Here is a 21,732-nt window from a genome sequence, read left to right as displayed (position 1 = left end):
ACGGTCACGTCGACGACGCGTCCCTGCAGTGCCCGGTAGGGAGGACACGATGCGGAAGAAGACTCGGCTGCGTGGACGGATCATCGGAGCCGCGCTGCTGATGGCGGGGATTGTCGGGATCTCGACCGGCTTCACTCCGGTGGCGACCGCCGAGCCCACCCTGCCCTATGGCACGCCGTGGTACACCGCCTGGATCAACAAACCGAACAGCCACCCAGGTTATGTCTTCTACACCACCGGGATGGCGGTCGCGCTCCCGATCCCGATCGACACGTCCGCCTTGCCCCAGCTCCGACCGGCCGCCATCATCGCCGACAAGTCCGGACGCGAAGTGTGGCGCTACACCCCGCCGGACGGTCAGCAGATCGCCGACTTCCGCCCCCAGACCTACCGGGGCCGCAAGGTGCTCACCTGGTGGCAGGGCGGCGGACCATTGTCCAAGGGGATCGGCTTGGGCGTGCACTACATCGCCGACACCCGCGGCCGCATCATCAAGACGGTCAGGGCGGGCGCCGGAATGACGTCAGACCTCCATGAGTTCCGGCTCACACCCGACGGGCGCGCCCTGATCATCTCCTACGTGCCGGTCCGTGCCGACCTCACCGCGGTCGGCGGGCCACGCAACGGCACGGTGTACGACTGCGTCGCCTCGGTGGTCGACGTCGCGTCCGGGAAGGCACTGATGCACTGGTCAGCGCGCGCCCACATCCCGCTGACCGAATCGACGATGCCCCTCGGGACAGGCAGCACCGGCTACGACGCGTTTCACATGAACTCGGTCTCGCTCGATCCTTCCGGAGACCTGCTCATCTCGTTCCGGAATCTCGATGCCGTCTACGACGTCGACATCCACACGGGGGCGGTGAAATGGCGGCTGGGCGGCAAACACCCAACTCTCGCCATGGGTCCCGGGACCTCCATCGCCGGGCAGCATGACGCCGAGTTCACCGACGCCCACACGATCCGCGTGTTCGACAACAACGAGGCCGGCAACACCCAGCTCGGCAACTCGAGTATCAAGTGGATCAGGATCGATCCGGCACGACGCACAGCGCGCCTGGTCCGCGCCACAACACATCCGGTCGGTCTCGCGAGTTTGGCGATGGGCAACGCCCAGAGCTTGGCCAACGGCGGCGTCTTCGGCAGCTGGGGGTCGTCGCCGCACATCGCAGAGTTCTCCCCCTCGGGCGAACTCGTCTACGAGGCCACGCTGCCGATCGGGACGTACCGGGCGTTCCTGGGCGACTGGCCTTGACGGATTCACCGTCGCCGACCGTTCATCCTCCACTTCTCGGTTCGTTCCCCCTCGCGGTGGACGAACCGAGAAGTCGGGAACGAACATACAAGCAGGTGAGTCTCCTACGATCGACCCTGTGACCTCCGACAGGAGTTGCCGAGAAAATGGCGGCGACACAACAGACTCCGCATTTCGATGAGTAGGCAGTGATGAGTGACGACGCACAGCGACGGCGTATCGGACGCAACGACGGCCCCGTCGAAGACGAACTCGAGCGCAGCTTCGAGGCCGTGGTCACCGAAGGTGCCGAACGCCTGCACCGCACAGGACGCGCCGTCATCGTCACCGGCCTCTTCGGCGGGATAGAGGTGTCGGTCGGCATCATGGCGATGCTGGCCGTGCTCGACCAGACTGGAAATCACCTTCTGGCCGGCCTGGCGTTCTCCATCGGACTCATCGCCATCTACCTCGCGCACAGTGAGTTGTTCACCGAAGACTTCCTGATGCCCATCACGGCAGTCGTGGCACGGGACGGCAGGATTCGTGACCTGGCCAAGCTGTGGAGCGGCACCCTCGCAGCCAATCTGGTCGGTGGCGCGATCATGATGTGGATCGTGACCCGCGCGTATCCCGAGTGGAGTTCGACGCTGGCCGAATCGGCCGAGCACTTTGTGAATGCCCCCCTCAATCTGCAATCCATCTGTCTGGCGGTGCTCGGCGGGAGCACGATGACCCTGCTGACCCGAATGCAACAGGGCACCGATTCACCCGTCGCACGGATAATTGCGTGCGTCGGTGCGGCGTTCCTGCTTGCAGGTCTCCAACTGTTCCACTCGGTTCTCGACTCGCTGCTGATCTTCGGCGCCATCTTCACGGGTGCCGACGTCAGCTACCTCGATTGGCTCGGATGGTTCTGGTACGCGGTGCTGTTCAACATCGTCGGCGGAGTCGTGCTGGTGACGGCGCTCCGGCTCCTCCGGACGAAGGAGCTCGTCGAAGAAGAGCGCCGGGACGGCAATTACAGCGAGGGGTGACCACGATCGTGGTCGTCGACGAGCTCGACGAAGACGCCCACGTCCGCGCAAGCAGGTACTTCCGTCGTTACGCGGTCACACTCTCGGTGGACCGGGTGATCCTCCGCGAACCCATCCCGTCGGCGTACTCACGAGGTACCACCCTGTTCCGGAGACCGTCGAGCAGGACGACGCTTCGCCGGGGCGACCTGTGATCTCGACCTCGTAGCGGGTGCCCGTGAACGAGATTCGGGCCCTCGAGGTGAACTACTGCGGGACAGGGCCGCCGGGAACAAGCCCTCGCCCTTCTGACTACCGAATACTGCCCTGCACTGGGCTTTTCTCTGGTGGAGGCAATCCGAAGAAACTCGAACCTTGCGCACATGTCAAGAAAGTGGCGTGACCCGCGAGAACGGATCGTATCGACGCCACGCAGGTCGCCCAAGGCTAACTCCGACACCCCTCCGCCGCGCTCCAGACGCTCCCTGACCGCCGAAGACACAGCCGAGATCGCGCAGGCCTACGAAACCGGCCAGTCCACCCAAAACATCGGCACGCGCTACGGATTATCCAAGACTCGCGTTGCCCCCATCCTCCGCGAGCAGGGTGTTCCACTCCGCCGCCAAGCCCTCACCGATAAACAAATCAGCGAAGCCGCCCACTCTACGACGAGGGCAGGTCACTGGGTGGCTCGGCGTCCACTTCGGCGTCTCCCACGCCACAATCGGCAATGTCCGCAAGCGTCGCGGCATCCGACTGCGGCCGCGTCCAGGCTGGTGAAGCTACAGCTCCTTCTCGAACTGGCCAAGCAGTGCCTCCAGCACCGGTATCAGCTCCGACACATCCATCGTCGCGGCTGTCCAAACAATCGAGCTGTCTACCTGTGCATAACCATGCACAAGGACATTGCGCTTGCCAATGATCTTGTGCACGTGCGGTATTCGACCAGCCATATCCTCATCGACTCTCCGAAGGTTGCGAAGGGCCTCTCCGATGATCTCCATTTGACGCTCGGTCGCAGACTCCAAAAGTAGGTTACCGGCGTAGCCATCGAGTGAGACCTCGGCGAGGATCAACCGCGCGTTTCGCGCGGCGGTCAGCGCGTCCCAGATATAGGCGGCCGATCGGTTGTCAGGCCGCGTAGACATCTTCGGCTCCGTCGAGGATGGACTTGGCGACATAAGGGTTTTTCACCGCATTGGCCACGACGAGATCGACATTGCACCCAACGATCTGTTCAAGCGCAGCCTTGAGGTCGAAATAGTCATGAAACACGTTCTCGCGGCCGCTCTTGAACTCCACCAAGAAATCGACGTCGCTCCGGCCGGGATCGAAGCGGTCGGTTAGTACCGAACCGAAGACTCGCAACCGCTCGACCCCATGCCGCACGCACACAGCAGCGATCGCTTCAGCGTCGAGAGGGATCGCGGCGGTCATGGAGTTCAGTGTTCCAGATTCACCGCTTCGGCCACGAGCGTCGGAAGGACGCCGCGCGCGGATCTGGCTGCACAGGTCTCGCCAGCCGTCCGAACTCGCCGCTGCTTGGCAGCCAGTGCACTGCCTCCGGCGGCAAATACCATTCGCCATCGGTGAGGAAGAAGTACGAGGTGCCATCAGTCGACGGGCCACCAAGGCGAGCAATCTCACCAAGCGTGTACGGCGCGAGGGGTGATCATAGGTTGTTCACGACAACCGATCGGATTGCTCATTCAGCCTCGGCCACCAGACGTCGATAGGGCTCGCTGGACTTTTCGTCACCCAGCGACCACAGCCACGCCTACCGTCCAGATCAGCAGCACGCGATCAGGGGCCAGGAAGATTCAGCTTCCCAGAGAACAGCATCGGTGTAGATAATTCGAGGAAGGACCTTTGCCTGTCCGATCTGTGGAGCTAAGGGGAATCGAACCCCTGACCTACTCGATGCGAACGAGTCGCGCTACCAACTGCGCCATAGCCCCGGGCGACCATCAGATCGACCGTTGGCCACTTTAGTGGTGCGTCTCGGAAATAGGCAACTCGTCTCCGGCGTCCGATCGACGCCTGGCTGCGTTGTCGTCGGTCACGATAGCGCCGCTATTGCTCCCTCCTCCGCCTTGCCAGATCGCCGATCGCTCCACCGGATACGGGTCACCTATGTCGGTGACACACCACAAGCAGTTCTGCCCGGTCATCTCGCCAACCGCCCACCCAGGTCGCCGACGCGCGTCGCGACGGTGATTTTCGCATAGCCTCGGGTGATGGCTGACATGTCGGATGCGCAGGTCGCGGCGGTGCTCGATCGGGCGGTTGCGGGCATCACCCCGGTGCTCGACACTCTCGCGACGCGCGACCCTCTCGGGCTCAAGAAGCACACGTTTCACGACGATTCGCACGACGGCTCACCGGTGCAGCATGCCCTGCATCTGCTTGCGAACGGTCTCGAGTTCGCGGACTGGCCGGGAACGAAGGGGTGGACGGAGCGGTCGATGAACAGCCGCGCCGACTGGTGGGTCAACCGGATCGGCACGGTGAACACCATCGCCGTGGCCTATCCCGGATTGTTCGGGGCGTGGACGCGCCGACTACCTCTCGCGTCGGTGCTCGGTTTCGCCAACCAGGCCATGGTGCTGGTCGCGGTCGCCCGCGAATACGGCGTCACCGAGCGGTCGGGTCAGGTCGAATTGTTGGCATCCGTGCTGTGCGGCCGCGACCTGAAGGTCACCGGCGCCTCAAGCAACCTTGCGCCGACCGATCCCGCCACGACACCCGCCGACGACACCACCGAGCATCATCGGACCCTGATCGGCGCAATATGGGACACCGCCTCCACCTTGCGCAGCCTGACGAACGAGTTCGAGCGCCGACCCCAGCCGATCTTCCCGTTCCGTGCTCTCGCTTACATCCCGATCCTCGGCGCCCCGGTCACCTACGTCGGCGAGCGATTCGCGTTGTCCCGGGCGGCGAAGCTCGGACGGCGATGGATCGTCGATCATCCGGCTGCCGTCACCGCGGCACCGGCCGGGTGAATCGCGATGGGCCGCCGCCTCAGCACAGAAGCGCACCCAACGTCAGTACAGAAGCGAACCCAGCGTCGTCGCCAGCTCACGGCATCCGGGTGCCAATCCCGCCAGGACGTCGATCCGGTTCGCGACACCGGTGACCATCACCGCGCCACGCACCTCGCCGGTGATGTCGTAGACGGGGACCGCGACGCTTGCCTGCTCCGGGACGAGCTCGCCGACGTCGCGTGCGAGATCGGTACGCCGGACGTCGTCGATCTCCCGGGCGAGGTCGGGCATGTCGACGAGGGTGTGCACGGTGAGGGCGGCCAGCGGTGGCCGGACCACGTCACGCCACCGCGACATCGAGGCCAGGAGCAGTTTGCCCGCGGACGACGCGTGCGGATATCGCATCAGGTCGCGTTCACCGTAGAACGGGTGGTCGGGGTCGGCATCGAGCAGCCGAACGCTTTCCGGCCGGAAGTGCACGAGGTGCACCCCGAACCGAACGGTTGCACGGAACTCCTCGACATGTGCCCGCGCGGTGGCGTTGACGATCGGTGTGCTGGCCGCATCGACCATCGAACCCAGTCGCGCGCCCAGACCGAATCCGCGCAGATCGGCGGTGCGGACCAGGAATTCTTCGGCGACCAGCGAATTCAGCAGTCGGTACGTCGTCGCCTGTGGGAGGCGCAGGCGATCCGCGATCTCCTTCGCGGTGGTGCCGAGACCGAAATCGGCCACCGCCTCGATGATCTGCAACGACCGCGCGACCGCGTCGGGCTTCTCGCCCCTGCCTATCGCCACCGACTCACCTCAAGGTCGCCGTGGTGAGGACATCCCCGCGGCGCGTCTCGTCGAAGACGCCGACGCGCTCGAGCCGCTGGGGCGCGAGCCGCGCGATCGCCACCACGGCGACAATGGCGACCACCATGGTCGACGCGTACACGAGGAACAGCACCGTGCTGTGTCCGATACCGGCGAAAGCCGAACCGATCAGCAGGGCCGCCAGGATGAGCGCCGCGGTCACGGCCGATACCGCGATGCGACGACTCGGCTCGCCGATCGCCCGCAGTAGCGCGGGTGAGGCCAGGCAGGCGGACAGGTAGCTCCCCCCATAGCCCAGGGCACTGAGCGTCAGGAAGTCGCGGATACCCGCCTCCGGATCGCCACCGCACCACAGGAATACCAGGGGCCCGACCGCCACGACCGTCATGGCCACGATCGCCGCCACCGCCGGGGTGTGGAAACGCGTGTGGGCCCGCCCGAACGCGGCCGGCGCGACCCGTTCGCGGCCGAGGCAGAACAGCACACGGACCAGCGCGTTCACCGACGCGAGAGCACAGGCGAAGAACGAGGTGGCGATCCCGATGTCGAGGATCACCGAGGCGAATCGGGAGCCCTCGGAGAGGAACAGCGCCGCGAGCGGCGTGCTGCTCGACCGTATCTCGGGACTCGCCCCAAACATCGCCACCGACTGCGAGATGACGGCCAGGAGGTAGATCACGCCGGCTGCCACCGGGGTCCAACGCAAGGTGCGCGGGACCGAGAGGAATGGTTTGCGCGCCTCCGATGACAACGTCGTCGCGCTCTCGAAACCCACGAACGCGCTGACGGCAACGATGGTGCTCAGCCCGTACTCGTGATAGTCGCCCTTTGCGGCGAACACCTGCGACCACGGCGCATCCCAGTGGGCGATCCCCACGGCCACCATCAACCCGACCATGATGACCACCGCGACGATCTCGATCATGAGCGTGGCCGCCGCCGACACCTTGATGCCCCGAACCATCAGGACGCAGGTCGCAACGGCGCTCACGACGATGATGATCGTCATCGTCACCAACGGCACCGATGCCGCGACCCCGATACTGACGGCGATGTGCCCGAGATAAAGACCCACGGCGAGCAGGCCGGCCATGCTGACCGACCCGTACCCGACGATCGCCGACCACGCGGTGGGTAGCGCCACCCGCGGCCCGAGTCCCAGTGCGACATAGGAGTACAGGCCGCCCACCACGGCGATGCGTTGCGCCATCGGCCGGATACACGACGCGGCCAGCAGGACCACCAGCAGCGCCGTGGTGAACGACACGATGCCGCCGAGTCCGCCGATCGCGGCGATGACGAACAACGGGGTGACCGCCGACGTCCCGGCCGGGGCGATGGCCGCGACGGATTGTGCGAACACAGGTATGAATGGGAGTTGCCGTCGCGACAGTCCGGCCACCGAGGACTGCTCGACGTAGAGCTGCGGGCGCGATGTCATGGCGCGTTTCAGAGTGGACGATCCGCGATGTCCACGCCGCATCCTTGTGTTACATCCACGTTAACGCGGTTGAGAAATTCTCTCGCCGATTCTCTCGGGTCGCGAAACGTGAGCGAGATCACACAGTCATCCGGCGTGCCTAGCCTTTCTTGCGTCACCACACCGTCGGCAACGACGCCGCACGTCACCGATTCCTTGAAGGAGACAGCATGACGCGCATCGACCCCGCCACCACCGCGGCGGCCCCACCCGATTCCGGCTACATGGACAAGCGACGACTGAAGACGGGCACCGCCGGCTGGGTCCTGCTGGCCGGCCTCGGCGTGAGCTACGTCGTCAGCGGCGACTACTCGGGCTGGAACTTCGGCCTCGCCCAAGGCGGTTTCGGTGGTCTCGCGATCGCCGCCGTCGTCATCGCTGCCATGTACATCGCGATGGTCCTCGGCATGGCCGAGATGTCGTCGGCGCTGCCCGCGGCGGGCGGCGGCTACACGTTCGCGCGCCGCGCACTCGGCCCCTGGGGCGGGTTCGCGACCGGGACGGCGGTGCTCATCGAGTATTCGATCGCGCCCGCGGCGATCGCCACGTTCATCGGCGCCTACGTCGAATCGCTCGGGCTGTTCGGCATCACCGACGGGTGGTGGGTGTACCTGGCGGTGTATGCGCTCTTCATCGGCATCCACATCGCCGGCGTGGGCGAGGCCTTGCGCGTGATGTTCGTGATCACCGCGATCGCCCTGGTCGGCCTGTTGATCTTCGCGATCGGTGCCATCGGCCACTTCTCCTGGTCCAACCTCGTCGACATCACCCCCACCGACGCCGCCGGTGCGAGCGCGTTCCTGCCGCACGGCTACCTGGGAATCTGGGCGGCCATCCCCTTCGCCATCTGGTTCTTCCTCGCGGTCGAGGGTGTGCCCCTGGCCGCCGAGGAGGCCAAGGACCCGTCGCGCAACGTTCCCCGCGGCATCATCGCCGCGATGACCGTTCTGGTCGTGACCTGTGCGCTGGTGCTGTTCCTCGTACCCGGCGCCGGCGGTGTGGCGGCGATGCAGGAGTCGGGTAACCCGCTCGTCGAGGCCTTGGGCAGCGGCACCGTCGCGACCGTCGTCAACTACATCGGCCTGGCCGGTCTGATCGCGAGCTTCTTCTCGATCATCTACGCCTACTCGCGCCAGCTGTTCGCCCTGTCGCGGGCAGGCTATCTGCCGAAGTCGTTGTCGGTGACCAACTCCCGCAAGTCGCCGACGCTGGCGCTGATCGTTCCCGGCGTCATCGGGTTCATCCTGTCGCTGACCGGCGAGGGGGCGATGCTGCTGAACATGGCCGTGTTCGGTGCGGCGCTGAGCTACGTGCTGATGATGGTCAGCCACATCGTGCTGCGGGTGCGCCAACCCGACCTGCCGCGGCCGTACCGCACTCCGGGCGGCATCGTGACCACCGGGTTCGCGCTCGTGGTCGCCGTGCTCGCCGTGGTCGCGACCTTCCTCGTCGACGTCAAGGCCGCCATCGGCTGCGTCATCGTGTTCGCCCTGTTCCTGGCCTACTTCGCCCTCTTCAGCCGCAAACGCCTCGTGTTCGCCACCGCCGACGAGGAATTCGCCGCGATCGCCGAGGCCGAGGAGGGACTGTCGTGACCTACACCCAGACCATCCGTGGACACTCGTACCGGTTCGGCACTCTCGTCGAGGTGATGGCCAAGGCCACGCCCGCACGATCCGGCGACGAGCTCGCCGGCTGCGCCGCCGAGTCGGATGCCGAACGCGCTGCCGCCGCCTGGGTACTCGCGGACCTGCCGTTGACGGTGTTCCTCGAAGAGATGCTGGTCCCGTATGAGACCGACGAGATCACCAGGTTGATCATCGACGGACATGATCGTGCGGCGTTCGCGCCCCTCGCGCACCTGACCGTCGGCGGCCTGCGCGACTGGCTGCTGGAGCGGGCCACCGAACCGCTTGGCGGTCAACAGATCCGAGCCATCTCCCCGGGACTCACCCCGGAGATGGTGGCGGCGGTCTCCAAGCTGATGCGCAATCAGGATCTGATCGCGATCGCACGGCGCATCGAGGTCACCGCCGGCTTCCGCACCACCGTCGGACTGCCCGGCCGACTGTCGACGCGACTGCAGCCCAACCATCCGACCGACGACCCGCGCGGGATCGCCGCCGGGTTGCTGGACGGGTTGCTGCTCGGCGCAGGCGATGCGGTGGTCGGCATCAACCCGGCCACCGACTCGCCGCACGCGACCGCCACCCTGCTGGAGTTGCTCGACGAGGTGCGGGTGCGCTTCGACATCCCGATGCAGTCCTGCGTACTGTCGCACGTCACCACGACCGTCGACCTGATCGACCGCGGTGTCCCGGTGGATCTGGTGTTCCAGTCGATCGCGGGCACCGAGGGCGCCAACCGCGGGTTCGGGGTGGACGTCGCGCTGCTGCGTGAGGCCAACGAGGCCGGACGGTCATTGCACCGCGGCACCGTCGGCGACAACGTGATGTACCTGGAGACGGGTCAGGGTTCGGCGCTGTCGGCCGGCGAACACCTCGGCACCGGTGGTCACCCGGTGGATCAGCAGACGCTGGAGACCAGGGCGTACGGTCTGGCACGAGTCCTGGACCCGCTGCTGGTCAACACGGTCGTCGGGTTCATCGGGCCCGAGTATCTCTACGACGGCAAGCAGATCATCCGGGCGGGCCTCGAAGACCACTTGTGCGGCAAGTTGCTCGGCCTGCCGATGGGTGTCGATGTCTGTTACACCAACCACGCCGAAGCCGACCAGAACGACATGGACTCACTGCTGAGTCTGCTCGGACTCGCCGGTGTCGCGTTCGTCATCACCGTGCCGGGCGCCGACGACATCATGCTCGGCTACCAGAGCCTGGCGTTCCACGACGTCCTCTACCTGCGCGACGTGATGGGCCTGCGGGCGGCACCGGAGTTCGAGGCCTGGATGCAGCGCGTCGGTATGGCCGACGGCGCGGGGCGGGTACTGCCGATGGACCCGACGGCATCGCCGCTTCGGAGTCTGGCGTCATGAGCGGCGCGCACGAGCAGGAGGCAGTCGTCGCCGATCCCTGGGCCGCACTACGGCGCTCCACCCAGGCCCGAATCGGATTGCGGCGCAGCGGGTCCTCGGTGTCGACCACCGAGGTACTCGAGTTCCAGAGCGCCCACGCCGCGGCCCGCGACGCGGTGCACGCACCCATGGCCGTCGACAACCTCGTCGAGCGACTGTCCGGACTCGGCCTGGGCCCTGCGGCGACGGTGAGCAGCAGGGCGTCGTCCCGAGCAGAGTATCTGCGACGTCCCGATCTCGGCCGCCTCCCCAAAGATCTGTCGACGCTGTCGGCCTCGGGTGCCGATGTCGGCGTCGTGGTGGCGGATGGGCTGTCGGCGACGGCGGTCGACACCCACGCGGTGGCCCTGGTCGGCGCACTCGTGAATGCACTGGACGGGATGTCTGTCGCCCCACCCGTGCTCGCGAGCAGCGCCCGCGTGGCCCTCGGCGATCACATCGGCGCGGCTCTCGACGTCGAGACACTGGTGATGATCATCGGTGAGCGACCAGGCCTGTCAGTGGCCGACAGCCTCGGCATCTACGTCACCTACCGCCCGCGTCCGGGGCGCCGCGACTCCGAACGCAACTGCATCTCCAACATCCATCCGCCGGACGGATTGGGCTACACCGACGCCGCGCGCATCACCCGCGGATTGATCGTCGGCGCCAGGCGGCTCGGGGCGTCGGGGGTGGCACTCAAGGACACCTCGAGTGCTCCGCTGGAGCCCGGCTCGCAGGACCGGGAGATCAGCTGATCTGCCGACGGAGCCGGCGCTGACGCAGCATGGGTCCCGACACCGTGCGTGTCGGGACCCATGCTCGCTCGGGATGTGGCCGCTTGACGTCGGTCAGCCGGCGACTCGGCGCAATCCGTCGTCCTCGCGCATCATGCGGCGCCGTTGGAACGGCGGAAGGTGGTCGAACACCGGGTCCTCGTCGTCGATCTCCAAGATGGTCGCGCCCCCCGGGCGGCGCAGCCGAGGTGGTGGCGGCGCGGCAGCGAACTCGGGGACGGCCTCTGCACGACGTCGCCGTTCGGCGCGTTCCCGCTCCGCACGGCGCGCGCGGGCGGCGCGCTGAGCACGGATACGCTGCTCCGTCGCAGCACTGCGCCGCAGATAGGCGAGGTAGGTCAGCAACACAAAGCCGATGACACCGGTGGCGACCCAGCCGGCGAGTCCGAGGAAGATTCCCGACGCCGCGGCGCCGATCAGCAGTATGACCAGCGCGATCAGCACCCGCTGACGCTCGCGGTAGCGCATCTCGGAGCGCTTGGCATCCGGGGAATAGGCGGTCCGCCGACGGCGCGACGGCGCCCGTTCCTCGACCTGGGGCTCCTGCTCCTCCGCGTCCTCGGCATCGACTTCGTCATCCGCATCGCGGGCGGTCGCCGACTCGTACTCGTCGTAGTCGTCGATGTACTCGTCGTCGGCCTCGTACTCGTCTGCGTCATATTCGTCTGCGTCATATTCGCTGTCGACGTCATCGTCGTACTCGTCGTCGAGCTCGTACTCGTCCTCGAGGTCATCCTCGTAGTCGTCGTCGAGATCTTCGTCGGCTCCGTCGGCGAGCTCGGCTCCATGATCGTCGGCCTCGAGTTCCTCGGCGGTCGCGATCTCGGCGTCCTCGACGTCGCCGAGATCATCCTCCACATCGTCACGCTCGGGATCGACGAATTCGCCGTCAACGGTGATCTCGTCGTCGACGGTGATCTCGTCGTCGACGTCGTCCATGTCGGTGCCGCTGTCGGACTCGTCGGCAGCGTCCCGCGACTCCGAGTCGGGGTGCTCGGTGTCGACCGTGTCCGCGTCGACCATGCCCGCAGAGTCGACGTTGTCCGCCTCATCGGTGGCCGGCGCGTTCACCGCAGCGCCGGTCGCCCGCCGAACCGTCGTCTGCTCGGTCGAGTCGTCGCCGGTCGAGGTCTCGTCGGAATCCGTTGAGGTCGTGGCATCGTCCTCGTCGAGGACGGCGGTCGCCGATGCCCGCGTCGAACGCTTCGCCCGCTCGGACTTCCACGAAGGATCGTGCGGATGTGCGCCCGCAGACCGTCGGCGTGCGGTGTGGGTGCGGGTGCCGCCGCGGTGCAACAAACGCGTCTCCTTGACCGCGTCTGTCGTCTTCCGCATCTGCGGTCGACCCTTGATGACCATCGGAACCAGCACGAAAAGCCATACGGCCACGAGGCAGACCCACAAGACTGAGTTCGGCATGCGACTCTCCCTTCTTTCACTCTGGTTACACGAAGCCACCTCACAATCTAGGGCCGAGATAGTCGCGGCCAGCGCAGACGCGCCGGTCGTCGGCGACATTGCGCGAATTCATAGGCCGCTCTCAGGCCCACGCGACGAGCCATGACGCAATGCGGACGCTCAGCCGTGTTGTCAGCCCACTCTTTGCGGCGGCCGTGATCAGTGGAACGATGCGCGTCCGGCGCGGACGAGCGTCTCGACGGCGCTGCCGACCACTTCTTCGGCCGTGATGGCGAACAGTATGTGATCGCGCCAGCGCTTGTTGACGTCCATGTACCGCTCGAGCAGGCCCTCGCGGCGGAAGCCGATCTTCGTGAGCACCGCCTGCGACGCCACGTTTGCCGGTTGCACCGTCGCGTCAAGTCGATGGAGTCCGACCGGCCCGAAGCAGTGGTCGACGCCCAAAGCCACTGCGGCGGTGGCGATTCCCTGACCACCGTGCTTGGCGTCGACCCAATATCCGATCCACGCGCTACGCACCGCACCACGCTGGATGTTGCCGACGGTGAGCTGACCGATGTACACGCCGTCGAGTTCGATCACGAAGGGCAGTACCGTCCCCCGTTTGGCCTCCGAGCGCAGGACGGAATACAGCGGTGGCCACGCCGTCGGGTGGTGGCGTTCGGCCCATGACCCGATGCCCGTGGGTTCCCAGGGCAGCAGCGTGTTCTGGTTACGAATCCGCAGCTCACTCCACACCTTCGCATCCCGCAGGCGCACCGGCCGCAATCCCACCGCTCCCGCCTGCGTACGCAGCGGACCGAGATTCGCGGGCCAACCCGGATTGATCTGCGCCCCAGACAACCACCTCAACACGGATCCGAGTTTATGTGTGCACTAACCCCGCTGCGCCAGGAATGCCACCTCGACCTCGTCACCGGTCCCGAGCTCCTCCACGTCGGGTTCGACGATGATCAGGCAGTTCGCCTCCGCGAGCTCGGCGAGCAGGTGTGAGCTTCCCGTCGCAGACGCACCGATCACCTGGACCAGATACTCACCCGAACGTTCGTCGCGCATCAGCTGACCGCGCAAGTAGCCCTTGCGGCCCTGCACCGAGGCGATCGGTCCGATGGTGCGCGCCGTGATGACCCGTCGCATGGGCTGACGTTTGCCGAGCGCGATCCGGATCAACGGACGCACCATGACCTCGAAGGTGACCAGCGCACTGACCGGGTTGGACGGCAGCAGGAACGTCGGCACCTCGTCGCGGCCGAGCCTGCCGAAGCCCTGCACCGACCCGGGATGCATGGCGACCCGGACGATCTCGAGTTCTCCCAGGTCACTCAGGGCTTCCACCACGGCGCGGCTCGCGGCGCCGCCGACCGCACCGCAGATCACCACGATCTCCGATCTGATCAGCTGCGCCTCAACCACTTCCCGCATCCGGGAGGTCTCGCGTTCGGCGATCCCCACCCGATTGACGTCGGCACCCGCGTCCCGCGCGGCGGCGGCAAGTGCATAGCTGTTGACGTCGTAGATCTGTCCCGGGCCCGGGGATCGGTCGATGTCGACGAGTTCGCTGCCGATCGAGATCACCGACAGTCGTGGTCGTGGATGCACCATGACCCGGGCCTGCCCCACCGCGGCGAGCAGGCCCACCTGTGCCGGCCCGATGATCGATCCCGCACGGACGGCCACATCACCGGGTTGCACGTCGTCGCCGACCCTGCGGACGTAGTCGCCGCTGTCGACGGCATGGCCGACCTTGACCTTCTGCTCGCCGCCGTCGGTCCACCGCATCGGTACGACGGCGTCGGCGAGCGTGGGCATCGGGGCACCGGTCTCGACCCGGACCGCCTGCCGCGGCTGCAGACGGGTGGGTGTCCGCGCCCCGGGTTCCACCTCGCCGACGACGGGCAGTTGCACGATCATCGCCTCGCCGGCGGTGAGATCGGCGAGATCTGCCCCACCGGCGTCGAAGTCCTCGATGTCGTCGGGGGCGATGGTTCCGGCGAGATCGACGTCGACGGCACGCACTGCGTATCCATCGATCGCCGCCTGGTCGAAACCTGGCATCGGCCGCTCGGTGACGACCTCCTCAGCACACATCAGGCCCTGCGCCTCTGAGATCGCCACCCGGACCGGCCGCGGTGCGACCGCAGCGGCGGTCACCCGGGTCAGATGATCTTCGACCGAACGCATCTCACCTCTCGCCCCATCTCTGCTGACAGACTTGGACTAGACGTTAGCCGTCGCGGGTCCAAGGTTGACCGAGGCGCGCTGACGCCGGCCCCGACCCTGAGGAACGGGCTGGACCCTCGGCCTCTGCCGACCGGGGGTCACTCTGCCTGAGGAACAAGCGTCACCCCCCGGAGGAACGGGTGTCACGCCCTGCCCCTGGGGAAGAGGCGTCACCACCCCCCGGAGGAACGGGTGTGATGCCCTGCCCCCTGAGGAAGAGGCGTCACCACCCCCCCGGAGGAACGGGTGTCACGCCCTGCCCGTAGGAACAGGCGTCACCCCCCGGCCCCTGAGGAGCGAGCTCGCGAGCGTCACGAAGGGCCCGTCACCCCTCGGCGAGCCGCTTCTCCAGCCATTCGCGCAAGTCGGGACCGTAGTCATCCCGATCGAGCGCGAAGTCGACGGCCGCCTTGAGGTAACCACCGGGGTTACCGAGGTCATGGCGGGTGCCGCGGTGCACGACGACGTGGACGGGCTCGCCTTCCTCGATGAGCAGGGCGATCGCATCGGTGAGCTGCAACTCACCGCCGGTGCCCGGCTTGATCCGTCGCAACGCGTCAAAGATCTTGCGGTCCAGGATGTATCGGCCGGCGGCAGCCAGGTTCGAGGGCGCATCCTCGGCCTTCGGCTTCTCCACCATCCCCTTCAGCCGCATCACGTTGGGGTTGTTGGCGTCGGGCAGTGCCTCGACGTCGAAGACGCCGTAGGCGCTGATCCGGTCCGGGGGGACCTCGATCGCGCACAGCACCGAGCCGCCGCGCCGTTGCCTGGTGCGCGCCATCACCTCGAGCACGCCACCCGGCAGCACCAGGTCGTCGGGCAGGAGGACGGCGACGGCGTCCTCGTCGTCGTCGAGGTACTCCTCGACACGACCGACCGCATGGCCGAGTCCGAGCGGTTTGTCCTGGACCACCGACGCCACTTCGAGCAGCGACGGCGCCTTGCGCACCTTGGCGAGCATGGCCGCCTTGCCCCGCTTGGCGAGGGTGTTCTCCAGGACGAGGTCCTCGACGAAGTGCGCGACCACGCCGTCCTTGCCCGGCGAGGTGATGATCAGCAGCCGCTCGGCTCCCGCCGCCTTGGCTTCCTCCGCGACGAGTTCGATGCCAGGGGTGTCGACGACCGGCAGCAGTTCCTTGGGGACGGTCTTGGTCGCCGGCAGGAAACGGGTGCCCAGCCCGGCAGCGGGCACCACGGCGGTTCGCGGGATCGGCGGGGTGTTGGGCACCGACGAGTACTCGGTGAACGCGTCGGTATTCTTGCCCACGTCGCTGGTGTTCATGGGAACACCCTAGTGGCGATTTCTGCCAAGATCCTGTTGGAGAAACTTCACATTCCTGCGTGCGGTTGCTCACAGACACGGGTGACGATACGAAGGCGGTCGGGTGCGGACGATGAAACGTCGGTTACGTGCGGAATTCGAAGAACGACGGGTCTCCCGCCCGATCGCGGTCCGCAAGAAGGCCGCCGCGGATCTGGCCGAATGGATGTACTCGGCACCCTTTCGTCTCGAGTACGACGTGACGGTGGCGGCCTACGTACCCTTCGGTTCGGAACCCGGTTCACCCGCCTTGCTCGATGCCCTCGCCGATCGCGGCGTCACAGTTCTCGTCCCGGTGGTACCCGCCGGTGAACCGACGGCCCTGGACTGGGTGCGCTACGACGGCGCGGACTCTCTGACACGTGGCCGATGGGGACTGCTGGAGCCGACCGGCGACCGCCTCGGTCCCGATGCCGTGGCCGCCGCATCGGTGATCATCGTGCCCGCCTACGCGGTCGACAAGTCGGGCACCAGACTCGGCCGAGGCGCCGGATATTACGACCGGACGCTGACCGGCCTCCTGGGCGAGACCGTGGCGATGGTGTACGACGACGAGGTCGTGGAGTCGCTCCCGTCCGCACCGCACGACGTCCGTGTCGGGTGGGCGCTGACCCCCGACGCCGGCTTCCGTCAGCTCGGCTGAGCCGCGCCCGGTCCGCGGATGCTGGTTCGTCCGCGGGTTCCTTACTCGTCCGTCGGTAATTTCGCGATGTGCATCGTCGGACCGGGACGGCAGGTAGACACGCCCTGCCAGACACGGCTCGCCTGTTTGCGCTTGACGGCGTGGGCCAGGTCACGGTCGGTGATGCCGGCGCTCAGCGCATCGGCCCGATGGATCGCAACGTCCGCGGCGGGATCTATTGGGTCAGGTCGCAGGTCGTCCACGGCCGCGACGATGCCCGCCCACCCACCGCGAAAGACCCCACGAGCAGCGGTTATCCACAGCTAAGCCAGTTGTAGACAAGTTCGTCCGCCGGATCTGCATTCGTCCGTGCGAAATATCACGCGGACGAGCGGAGAACCGACGGACGAACTGAAAGTCGGTGTGTCAGGCCGAGGCGGCGGCCGCCGGTGCGGCGGGCTTGCTCTCGGACTTGGTCGACTCCGACGAGGACGAACTCGACGAGCTGCTCGAGGATGAGCTGTCGCTCGACGAGGACGAGGAGCTCTCGCTCGACGACGACGCCGACCGCGAATCGGTGCGGTAGAAACCGCTGCCCTTGAAGACGATGCCGACTGAGTTGAACAGCTTGCGCAGGCGGCCGGAGCACTCCGGGCATTCGGACAGCGAGTCGTCGGAGAACGACTGAACGATGTCGAACTTGTTGTCACACTCCGTGCATGCATACGAATAGGTGGGCACCGACAACCTCCGGAAGACTAGTGAATCGTTGCACAGTGTAACCGATCTTGGCACTCCGGCATTCCGAGTGCCAGCCGACCGCGCGCTCGCACCTCACGGCAACCCTGCATACCTGTGAAAGTCATGAGAAAGTAATGGCTTGGCAAACCTCTGACCATGCAGGATCGATCCGGGAGCACAGCCTTTATGTCCGACTTCCTCAGTGACGTGAACGGTTACATCTGGAGCAACGCGCTCGTCTACCTCTGCCTCCTCGCCGGGGTCTACTTCTCGATTCGCACCCGGTTCGTGCAGGTGCGGCAGATCCCGGAGATGATCCGGCTGATGTTCAAGGGCGAGAAATCGCCCTCGGGTGTCTCGTCGTTCCAGGCGCTGACCATGTCGCTCGCCGGCCGCGTCGGCACCGGCAACATCGCCGGCGTCGCGACCGCGATCGCCTTTGGTGGGCCCGGCGCGTTGTTCTGGATGTGGATGGTCGCCTTCCTCGGGGCCTCCACCTCGTACGTCGAGTGCACACTGGGTCAGATCTACAAGACCCGCGATGCCCTCACCGGTGAGTACCGGGGCGGGCCCGCGTACTACCTGAGTCGCGCATGGGCCCACACCAAGGCGGCACCGGCGTTCAAGGTCTACGGCATGGTGTTCGCGGCAGTCACCGTGCTCGCCTGTGGTCTGCTCCTGCCGAGCGTCCAATCGAACTCGATGGCCGTCGCGATGAACGAGGCCTGGGGCGTCTCCACCTGGGTGGTGGCGGTCGGCACTGTCATCATCCTGGCCTTCGTCATCATCGGAGGCGTCAAGCGCATCGCCGCGTTCGCGTCGATCGTGGTCCCGTTCATGGCGATCGTCTACATCATCGTCGCCCTCATCATCGTGCTGATGAACGCATCCGAGGTGCCCGAGGTGCTGCGCATGATCTTTGCGAGCGCGTTCGGGATCGACTCCACGTTCGGCGCCATCATCGGCACCGCCGTGATGTGGGGCGTCAAGCGCGGCATCTACTCCAACGAGGCCGGTCAGGGTACCGGTCCGCACGCGGCCGCGGCTGCCGAGGTGTCACACCCGGCCAAGCAGGGCCTCGTGCAGGCCTTCGCGGTCTACGTGGACACCCTGTTCGTGTGCACGGCGACAGGATTCCTCATCCTCTCGACGGGCGCCTACCGGGTCTTCGAGGGCGAGTCGGAATCCGGCGCGGTCCTCGCCGATGGCGGGTTGCTCCCGTCCGACGTCACGGTCGGTCCGACCTTTGTGCAGACCGGCTTCGACACCCTGTGGAGCGGCGCCGGCTCGACCTTCGTCGCGTTCTCGCTGGCGTTCTTCTGCCTGACCACGATCATCGCCTATTACTACATGGCCGAGACCAATCTTCGGTTCCTGCTGGGGAAGGCCTCGACGATCTACATCCGTCCGCTTCGCAGCACACTGGGCGCGAATCTGACCATGGCGCTGCAGGCGTTGATCCTGGTCTCCGTGGTGATCGGCGCGGTCTCCACAGCCACGGAGGCGTGGACGCTCGGCGATATCGGCGTCGGACTGATGGCCTGGCTCAACATCGTCGGCATCATCATCCTGCAGCAACCGGCGTTCAAGGCGCTGCGCGACTTCGAGCGACAGCAGAAACAAGGGATCGACCCGACGTTCGACCCGAAGTCGCTGGACATCGCCGGCGCCACGTTCTGGGAGTCCTACGATCCCCGCGAGCAGAAGACCCGCGAAGAGATCATCACCTGACCCGGTCCCGGGCCTTGAAAGGCGTTCACTGAGAACCGCCCTCGAGCGGGCGTCCGCCGGCGATAGGCCGGCGGCGCCCCGCCCGAGGGTGGTTTCCGGTTGACGATCTCCCGGTGCGATGTCCAGAGTCGGGCGGCCGGAATACCCTACCTCAGTCGATGACCTCGACGTTCTGATCCGGCACGTTGTCGCGATTCATGTCCGGGTCCCGCTTCTGGTGCGCGTCCCAGCGCAGCAGGAAGCCGGCCAGGACTGCGGCGACGACACTTCCGGCGAGAATGGCAGCCTTGGCCGCCGAGGCATGGTGTTCGTCGCCGCCTTCGAAGGACAACTCGGCGATCAGCAAAGCCACCGTGAAGCCGATGCCGGTGAGCATGCCGACCGGCAGCAGGTCGCGCACACCGATGGCGTCCGGTAGGCGCAACGGCGTGAACCGGGTCATGAGCGCGGTCGCGCCGAGCACACCGATCGACTTGCCGACGACGAGCCCGAGGAAGATCCCGATCGAGACCGGCTGCACGATGCCGGACTCGCCCACCACGGTCACACCTGCGGACAGGAACGCGAAGATCGGTAGCGCGATGGCCGACGACGTCGGCCGGATGGCATCGTCGAATTGATGGGTTCGCGAGCTCGTTTCGCCGTGTACCAGCAGTGCGGGCACCGTGAAACCGAGCAGCACACCGGCGACTGTCGCGTGGACACCGGACGCGTGCATGAGCGCCCATGCGACGACCGCGACCGGAACGAGGACGATGGGGATCAACGCGCGGATTCGGGGACGCCGGAGCCGCACGAGCACGCCGAACACCGCGATGACCAACAGCGCGGCGCCGAAGAGAACGAAATTGATCGTCTCGGTGTAGAACGTCGCGATGACGGTGATGCCGAGCAGATCGTCGACGACCGCGAGGGTCAGCAGGAAGGTGCGCAGGGCGACGGGCAATCCACGGCCGAAGATGGCCAACACGGCCAGCGCGAAGGCGATGTCGGTGGCGGTCGGGATGGCCCATCCGCGCAGCGCCTCGGGATCACCCACCGCCACGACGCCGACGTAGAACAGTGCCGGCACGATCATGCCGCCGATGGCCGCGACGATGGGCACGCCCGCCAATTTCAGATCACGCAGGCTGCCGGCGACGAACTCCTGTTTGAGTTCCACGCCGACGATGAAGAAGAAGATGGCCAGCAGACCGTCGGCCGCCCATTCGCCGACCGAGAGGTGCAGGTGCAGCGACTCGGGGCCGAACTCGTAGGAGACCAAGGAGTCGTAGGCATCCCGCCAGGGAGAGTTGGCCCAGGCGACGGCGGCGACGGCCGCGATCATCAGCAGCACGCCGCTGGTGACGTCGGAGGACACCCATCGCCGGAACCGCTGGCGGGGCGATGGATGGTGGACAACAGCGCTCGACATCAAGACTCCTGGTCATTCGTAGTGGACACAAACCACCTGCGTAAGCGACACCATCCGTGCGGATGGCGGCCGACCAGACTTCCCGGCACACCGTTTCGGACATTCTCCCCGAAGGCCGGGACGGGGTCCAATCGAGAGGTCGATGCGCCTCGGGTTCTCCACAACGGCGACAGCGCCGCCCGGTTGTCCACAGATCCCGCGGACCGACGTTCGCCGGATCATCGCGCGCCTACGGTCCGCTCATGCGTCTGTTCCCACGCGACGAGCTGGCACCGCGCATCGTCGACCGTGTCCGCCACGTCCTGCGGCCCGGTTGGGCTCGGTCGATCATGGTGCGCCGGGCCGCCTCGGTGATGCTGATTCTCGCGGCGATCGCGGTCACCGTCGCGGGTCACCGGACCGAACAGGCGCGGTCGGCCGTCGTCGCCGCACGTGATCTGCTCCCTGGTCACGTCGTGTCGGCCGATGATCTGGCGGTCCGCGAGGTCCCGAGCGGGCTGATCCCCGCGGGCGCACTGCGCCTCACCGCAGACGGACTCGGGCGACGACCGGCAGGCCGGGTCCACGCCGGCGAGATCCTCACCGACGCACGACTTCTGTCAGCGCGATTGCCGACACAGCTCACCGGACGAGCAGACGCTCGCCTGGTGCCCGTGCGCCTCGCCGACGAGGCGACGACGTCGCTGCTGCGGGAAGGCGATGTGGTCGACGTGCTGACCACCGCAGACGGACACACCTCGACGACCATCCTCGCGCGCGGCGCCGTCGTGGCCGTCGCCACGTTCACCGCGGACACGGGCGGCCTCGCCGCGGCACGGTCAGATGGCCGACCGGTCCTCCTCGCCATGGCCGAGACGGAGGCGCACCGCGTGGCCACCGCAGGCCTCGACGCCCCGCTCGCGGTCGTCCTGCATTGAC

General features: G+C 66.6%; 19 protein-coding genes, 1 tRNA gene and 1 pseudogene. 10 read left to right on the top strand and 11 right to left on the bottom strand.

The window, feature by feature from the left end; genetic code table 11:
* Positions 1 to 49: 49 nt before the first annotated feature.
* The 3 genes and pseudogenes from ACVT6V_RS12475 to ACVT6V_RS12465 form a co-directional block, all read left to right on the top strand.
* Positions 50 to 1,255, top strand: a complete 1,206-nt coding sequence (locus ACVT6V_RS12475) for an arylsulfotransferase family protein (protein ID WP_489900062.1) — start codon at positions 50 to 52, stop codon at positions 1,253 to 1,255.
* 191 nt (positions 1,256 to 1,446) lie between these two features.
* A complete protein-coding gene (locus ACVT6V_RS12470; RefSeq protein WP_489900061.1) occupies positions 1,447 to 2,271 on the top strand; it encodes a formate/nitrite transporter family protein in 825 nt (274 codons plus the stop codon).
* A gap of 23 nt (positions 2,272 to 2,294) precedes the next feature.
* Positions 2,295 to 2,387, top strand: a pseudogene (locus ACVT6V_RS12465) (acyl-CoA thioesterase); the annotation flags it as partial.
* Positions 2,388 to 3,032: 645 nt separating this feature from the next.
* Here ACVT6V_RS12465 and ACVT6V_RS12460 read toward each other — a convergent pair.
* The 3 genes from ACVT6V_RS12460 to ACVT6V_RS12450 form a co-directional block, all read right to left on the bottom strand.
* Positions 3,033 to 3,398, bottom strand: a complete 366-nt coding sequence (locus ACVT6V_RS12460) for a HepT-like ribonuclease domain-containing protein (RefSeq protein WP_489900059.1) — start codon at positions 3,396 to 3,398, stop codon at positions 3,033 to 3,035.
* The gene (locus tag ACVT6V_RS12455) at positions 3,382 to 3,687 is read right to left on the bottom strand and encodes a nucleotidyltransferase family protein (RefSeq protein ID WP_489900058.1); all 306 of its coding nucleotides are present in this window, start codon (positions 3,685 to 3,687) and stop codon (positions 3,382 to 3,384) included. Before ACVT6V_RS12455 ends, ACVT6V_RS12460 begins: the two co-directional genes overlap by 17 nt.
* 448 nt (positions 3,688 to 4,135) lie before the next feature.
* Positions 4,136 to 4,208 (bottom strand) — tRNA-Ala (locus ACVT6V_RS12450).
* A gap of 279 nt (positions 4,209 to 4,487) precedes the next feature.
* On the opposite strand from ACVT6V_RS12450, the gene ACVT6V_RS12445 reads away from it, so the two are divergent.
* The gene (locus tag ACVT6V_RS12445) at positions 4,488 to 5,255 is read left to right on the top strand and encodes a hypothetical protein (RefSeq protein ID WP_489900057.1); all 768 of its coding nucleotides are present in this window, start codon (positions 4,488 to 4,490) and stop codon (positions 5,253 to 5,255) included.
* Positions 5,256 to 5,297: 42 nt separating this feature from the next.
* On the opposite strand, the gene ACVT6V_RS12440 is transcribed toward ACVT6V_RS12445, so the two are convergent.
* Together ACVT6V_RS12440 and ACVT6V_RS12435 are read right to left on the bottom strand one after the other, a co-directional pair.
* Complete coding sequence (locus ACVT6V_RS12440) at positions 5,298 to 6,035, bottom strand: IclR family transcriptional regulator (RefSeq protein WP_489900056.1); 738 nt, start codon at positions 6,033 to 6,035, stop codon at positions 5,298 to 5,300.
* A gap of 4 nt (positions 6,036 to 6,039) precedes the next feature.
* A complete protein-coding gene (locus ACVT6V_RS12435; RefSeq protein ID WP_489900055.1) occupies positions 6,040 to 7,497 on the bottom strand; it encodes an APC family permease in 1,458 nt (485 codons plus the stop codon).
* A 209-nt stretch (positions 7,498 to 7,706) separates the two neighbouring features.
* On the opposite strand from ACVT6V_RS12435, the gene eat reads away from it, so the two are divergent.
* From eat to eutC, 3 genes are read left to right on the top strand one after another with little or no spacing between them, the layout of a single operon-like run.
* Complete coding sequence (gene eat / locus ACVT6V_RS12430; protein WP_489900054.1) at positions 7,707 to 9,131, top strand: ethanolamine permease; 1,425 nt, start codon at positions 7,707 to 7,709, stop codon at positions 9,129 to 9,131.
* Positions 9,128 to 10,531, top strand: a complete 1,404-nt coding sequence (locus ACVT6V_RS12425) for an ethanolamine ammonia-lyase subunit EutB (RefSeq protein ID WP_489900053.1) — start codon at positions 9,128 to 9,130, stop codon at positions 10,529 to 10,531. Before eat ends, ACVT6V_RS12425 begins: the two co-directional genes overlap by 4 nt.
* Positions 10,528 to 11,307, top strand: coding sequence for an ethanolamine ammonia-lyase subunit EutC (eutC, locus tag ACVT6V_RS12420; RefSeq protein WP_489900052.1), 780 nt, complete (start codon positions 10,528 to 10,530; stop codon positions 11,305 to 11,307). The genes ACVT6V_RS12425 and eutC overlap by 4 nt, the downstream gene beginning before the upstream one ends.
* A gap of 93 nt (positions 11,308 to 11,400) precedes the next feature.
* Here the strand turns inward: eutC and ACVT6V_RS12415 are convergent, their stop codons facing one another.
* The 4 genes from ACVT6V_RS12415 to ACVT6V_RS12400 form a co-directional block, all read right to left on the bottom strand.
* Complete coding sequence (locus tag ACVT6V_RS12415; protein WP_489900051.1) at positions 11,401 to 12,765, bottom strand: gephyrin-like molybdotransferase receptor GlpR; 1,365 nt, start codon at positions 12,763 to 12,765, stop codon at positions 11,401 to 11,403.
* A gap of 198 nt (positions 12,766 to 12,963) precedes the next feature.
* Positions 12,964 to 13,620: a GNAT family N-acetyltransferase gene (locus ACVT6V_RS12410; protein WP_489900050.1), complete on the bottom strand. Its 657-nt coding sequence runs from the start codon at positions 13,618 to 13,620 to the stop codon at positions 12,964 to 12,966.
* Between the two features lie 21 nt (positions 13,621 to 13,641).
* Positions 13,642 to 14,946: a molybdotransferase-like divisome protein Glp gene (gene glp / locus ACVT6V_RS12405; RefSeq protein ID WP_489900048.1), complete on the bottom strand. Its 1,305-nt coding sequence runs from the start codon at positions 14,944 to 14,946 to the stop codon at positions 13,642 to 13,644.
* 364 nt (positions 14,947 to 15,310) lie between these two features.
* Positions 15,311 to 16,267 carry a UTP--glucose-1-phosphate uridylyltransferase gene (locus ACVT6V_RS12400; protein ID WP_489900047.1) on the bottom strand — a complete coding sequence of 319 codons (957 nt, stop codon included), beginning with the start codon at positions 16,265 to 16,267 and terminating at the stop codon, positions 15,311 to 15,313.
* 112 nt (positions 16,268 to 16,379) lie between these two features.
* On the opposite strand from ACVT6V_RS12400, the gene ACVT6V_RS12395 reads away from it, so the two are divergent.
* Positions 16,380 to 16,949, top strand: a complete 570-nt coding sequence (locus tag ACVT6V_RS12395) for a 5-formyltetrahydrofolate cyclo-ligase (protein ID WP_489900046.1) — start codon at positions 16,380 to 16,382, stop codon at positions 16,947 to 16,949.
* Between the two features lie 405 nt (positions 16,950 to 17,354).
* Here ACVT6V_RS12395 and ACVT6V_RS12390 read toward each other — a convergent pair whose 3' ends face one another.
* Positions 17,355 to 17,669, bottom strand: a complete 315-nt coding sequence (locus ACVT6V_RS12390; RefSeq protein WP_489900045.1) for an FmdB family zinc ribbon protein — start codon at positions 17,667 to 17,669, stop codon at positions 17,355 to 17,357.
* A gap of 186 nt (positions 17,670 to 17,855) precedes the next feature.
* Between ACVT6V_RS12390 and ACVT6V_RS12385 the strand changes: the two genes are divergently transcribed.
* Positions 17,856 to 19,400, top strand: coding sequence for an alanine/glycine:cation symporter family protein (locus ACVT6V_RS12385; RefSeq protein WP_489900044.1), 1,545 nt, complete (start codon positions 17,856 to 17,858; stop codon positions 19,398 to 19,400).
* Between the two features lie 151 nt (positions 19,401 to 19,551).
* Here the strand turns inward: ACVT6V_RS12385 and nhaA are convergent, their stop codons facing one another.
* Complete coding sequence (nhaA, locus tag ACVT6V_RS12380; protein ID WP_489900043.1) at positions 19,552 to 20,814, bottom strand: Na+/H+ antiporter NhaA; 1,263 nt, start codon at positions 20,812 to 20,814, stop codon at positions 19,552 to 19,554.
* Positions 20,815 to 21,056: 242 nt separating this feature from the next.
* On the opposite strand from nhaA, the gene ACVT6V_RS12375 reads away from it, so the two are divergent.
* Positions 21,057 to 21,731: an SAF domain-containing protein gene (locus ACVT6V_RS12375; protein ID WP_489900042.1), complete on the top strand. Its 675-nt coding sequence runs from the start codon at positions 21,057 to 21,059 to the stop codon at positions 21,729 to 21,731.
* Position 21,732 lies beyond the last annotated feature (1 nt).

The sequence above is a fragment of the Gordonia sp. LMA167 genome (genome assembly GCF_058130025.1).
The sequence above is the reverse complement of the archived record's forward strand: the minus strand, read 5'-3'. Positions and strand labels throughout refer to the sequence as shown.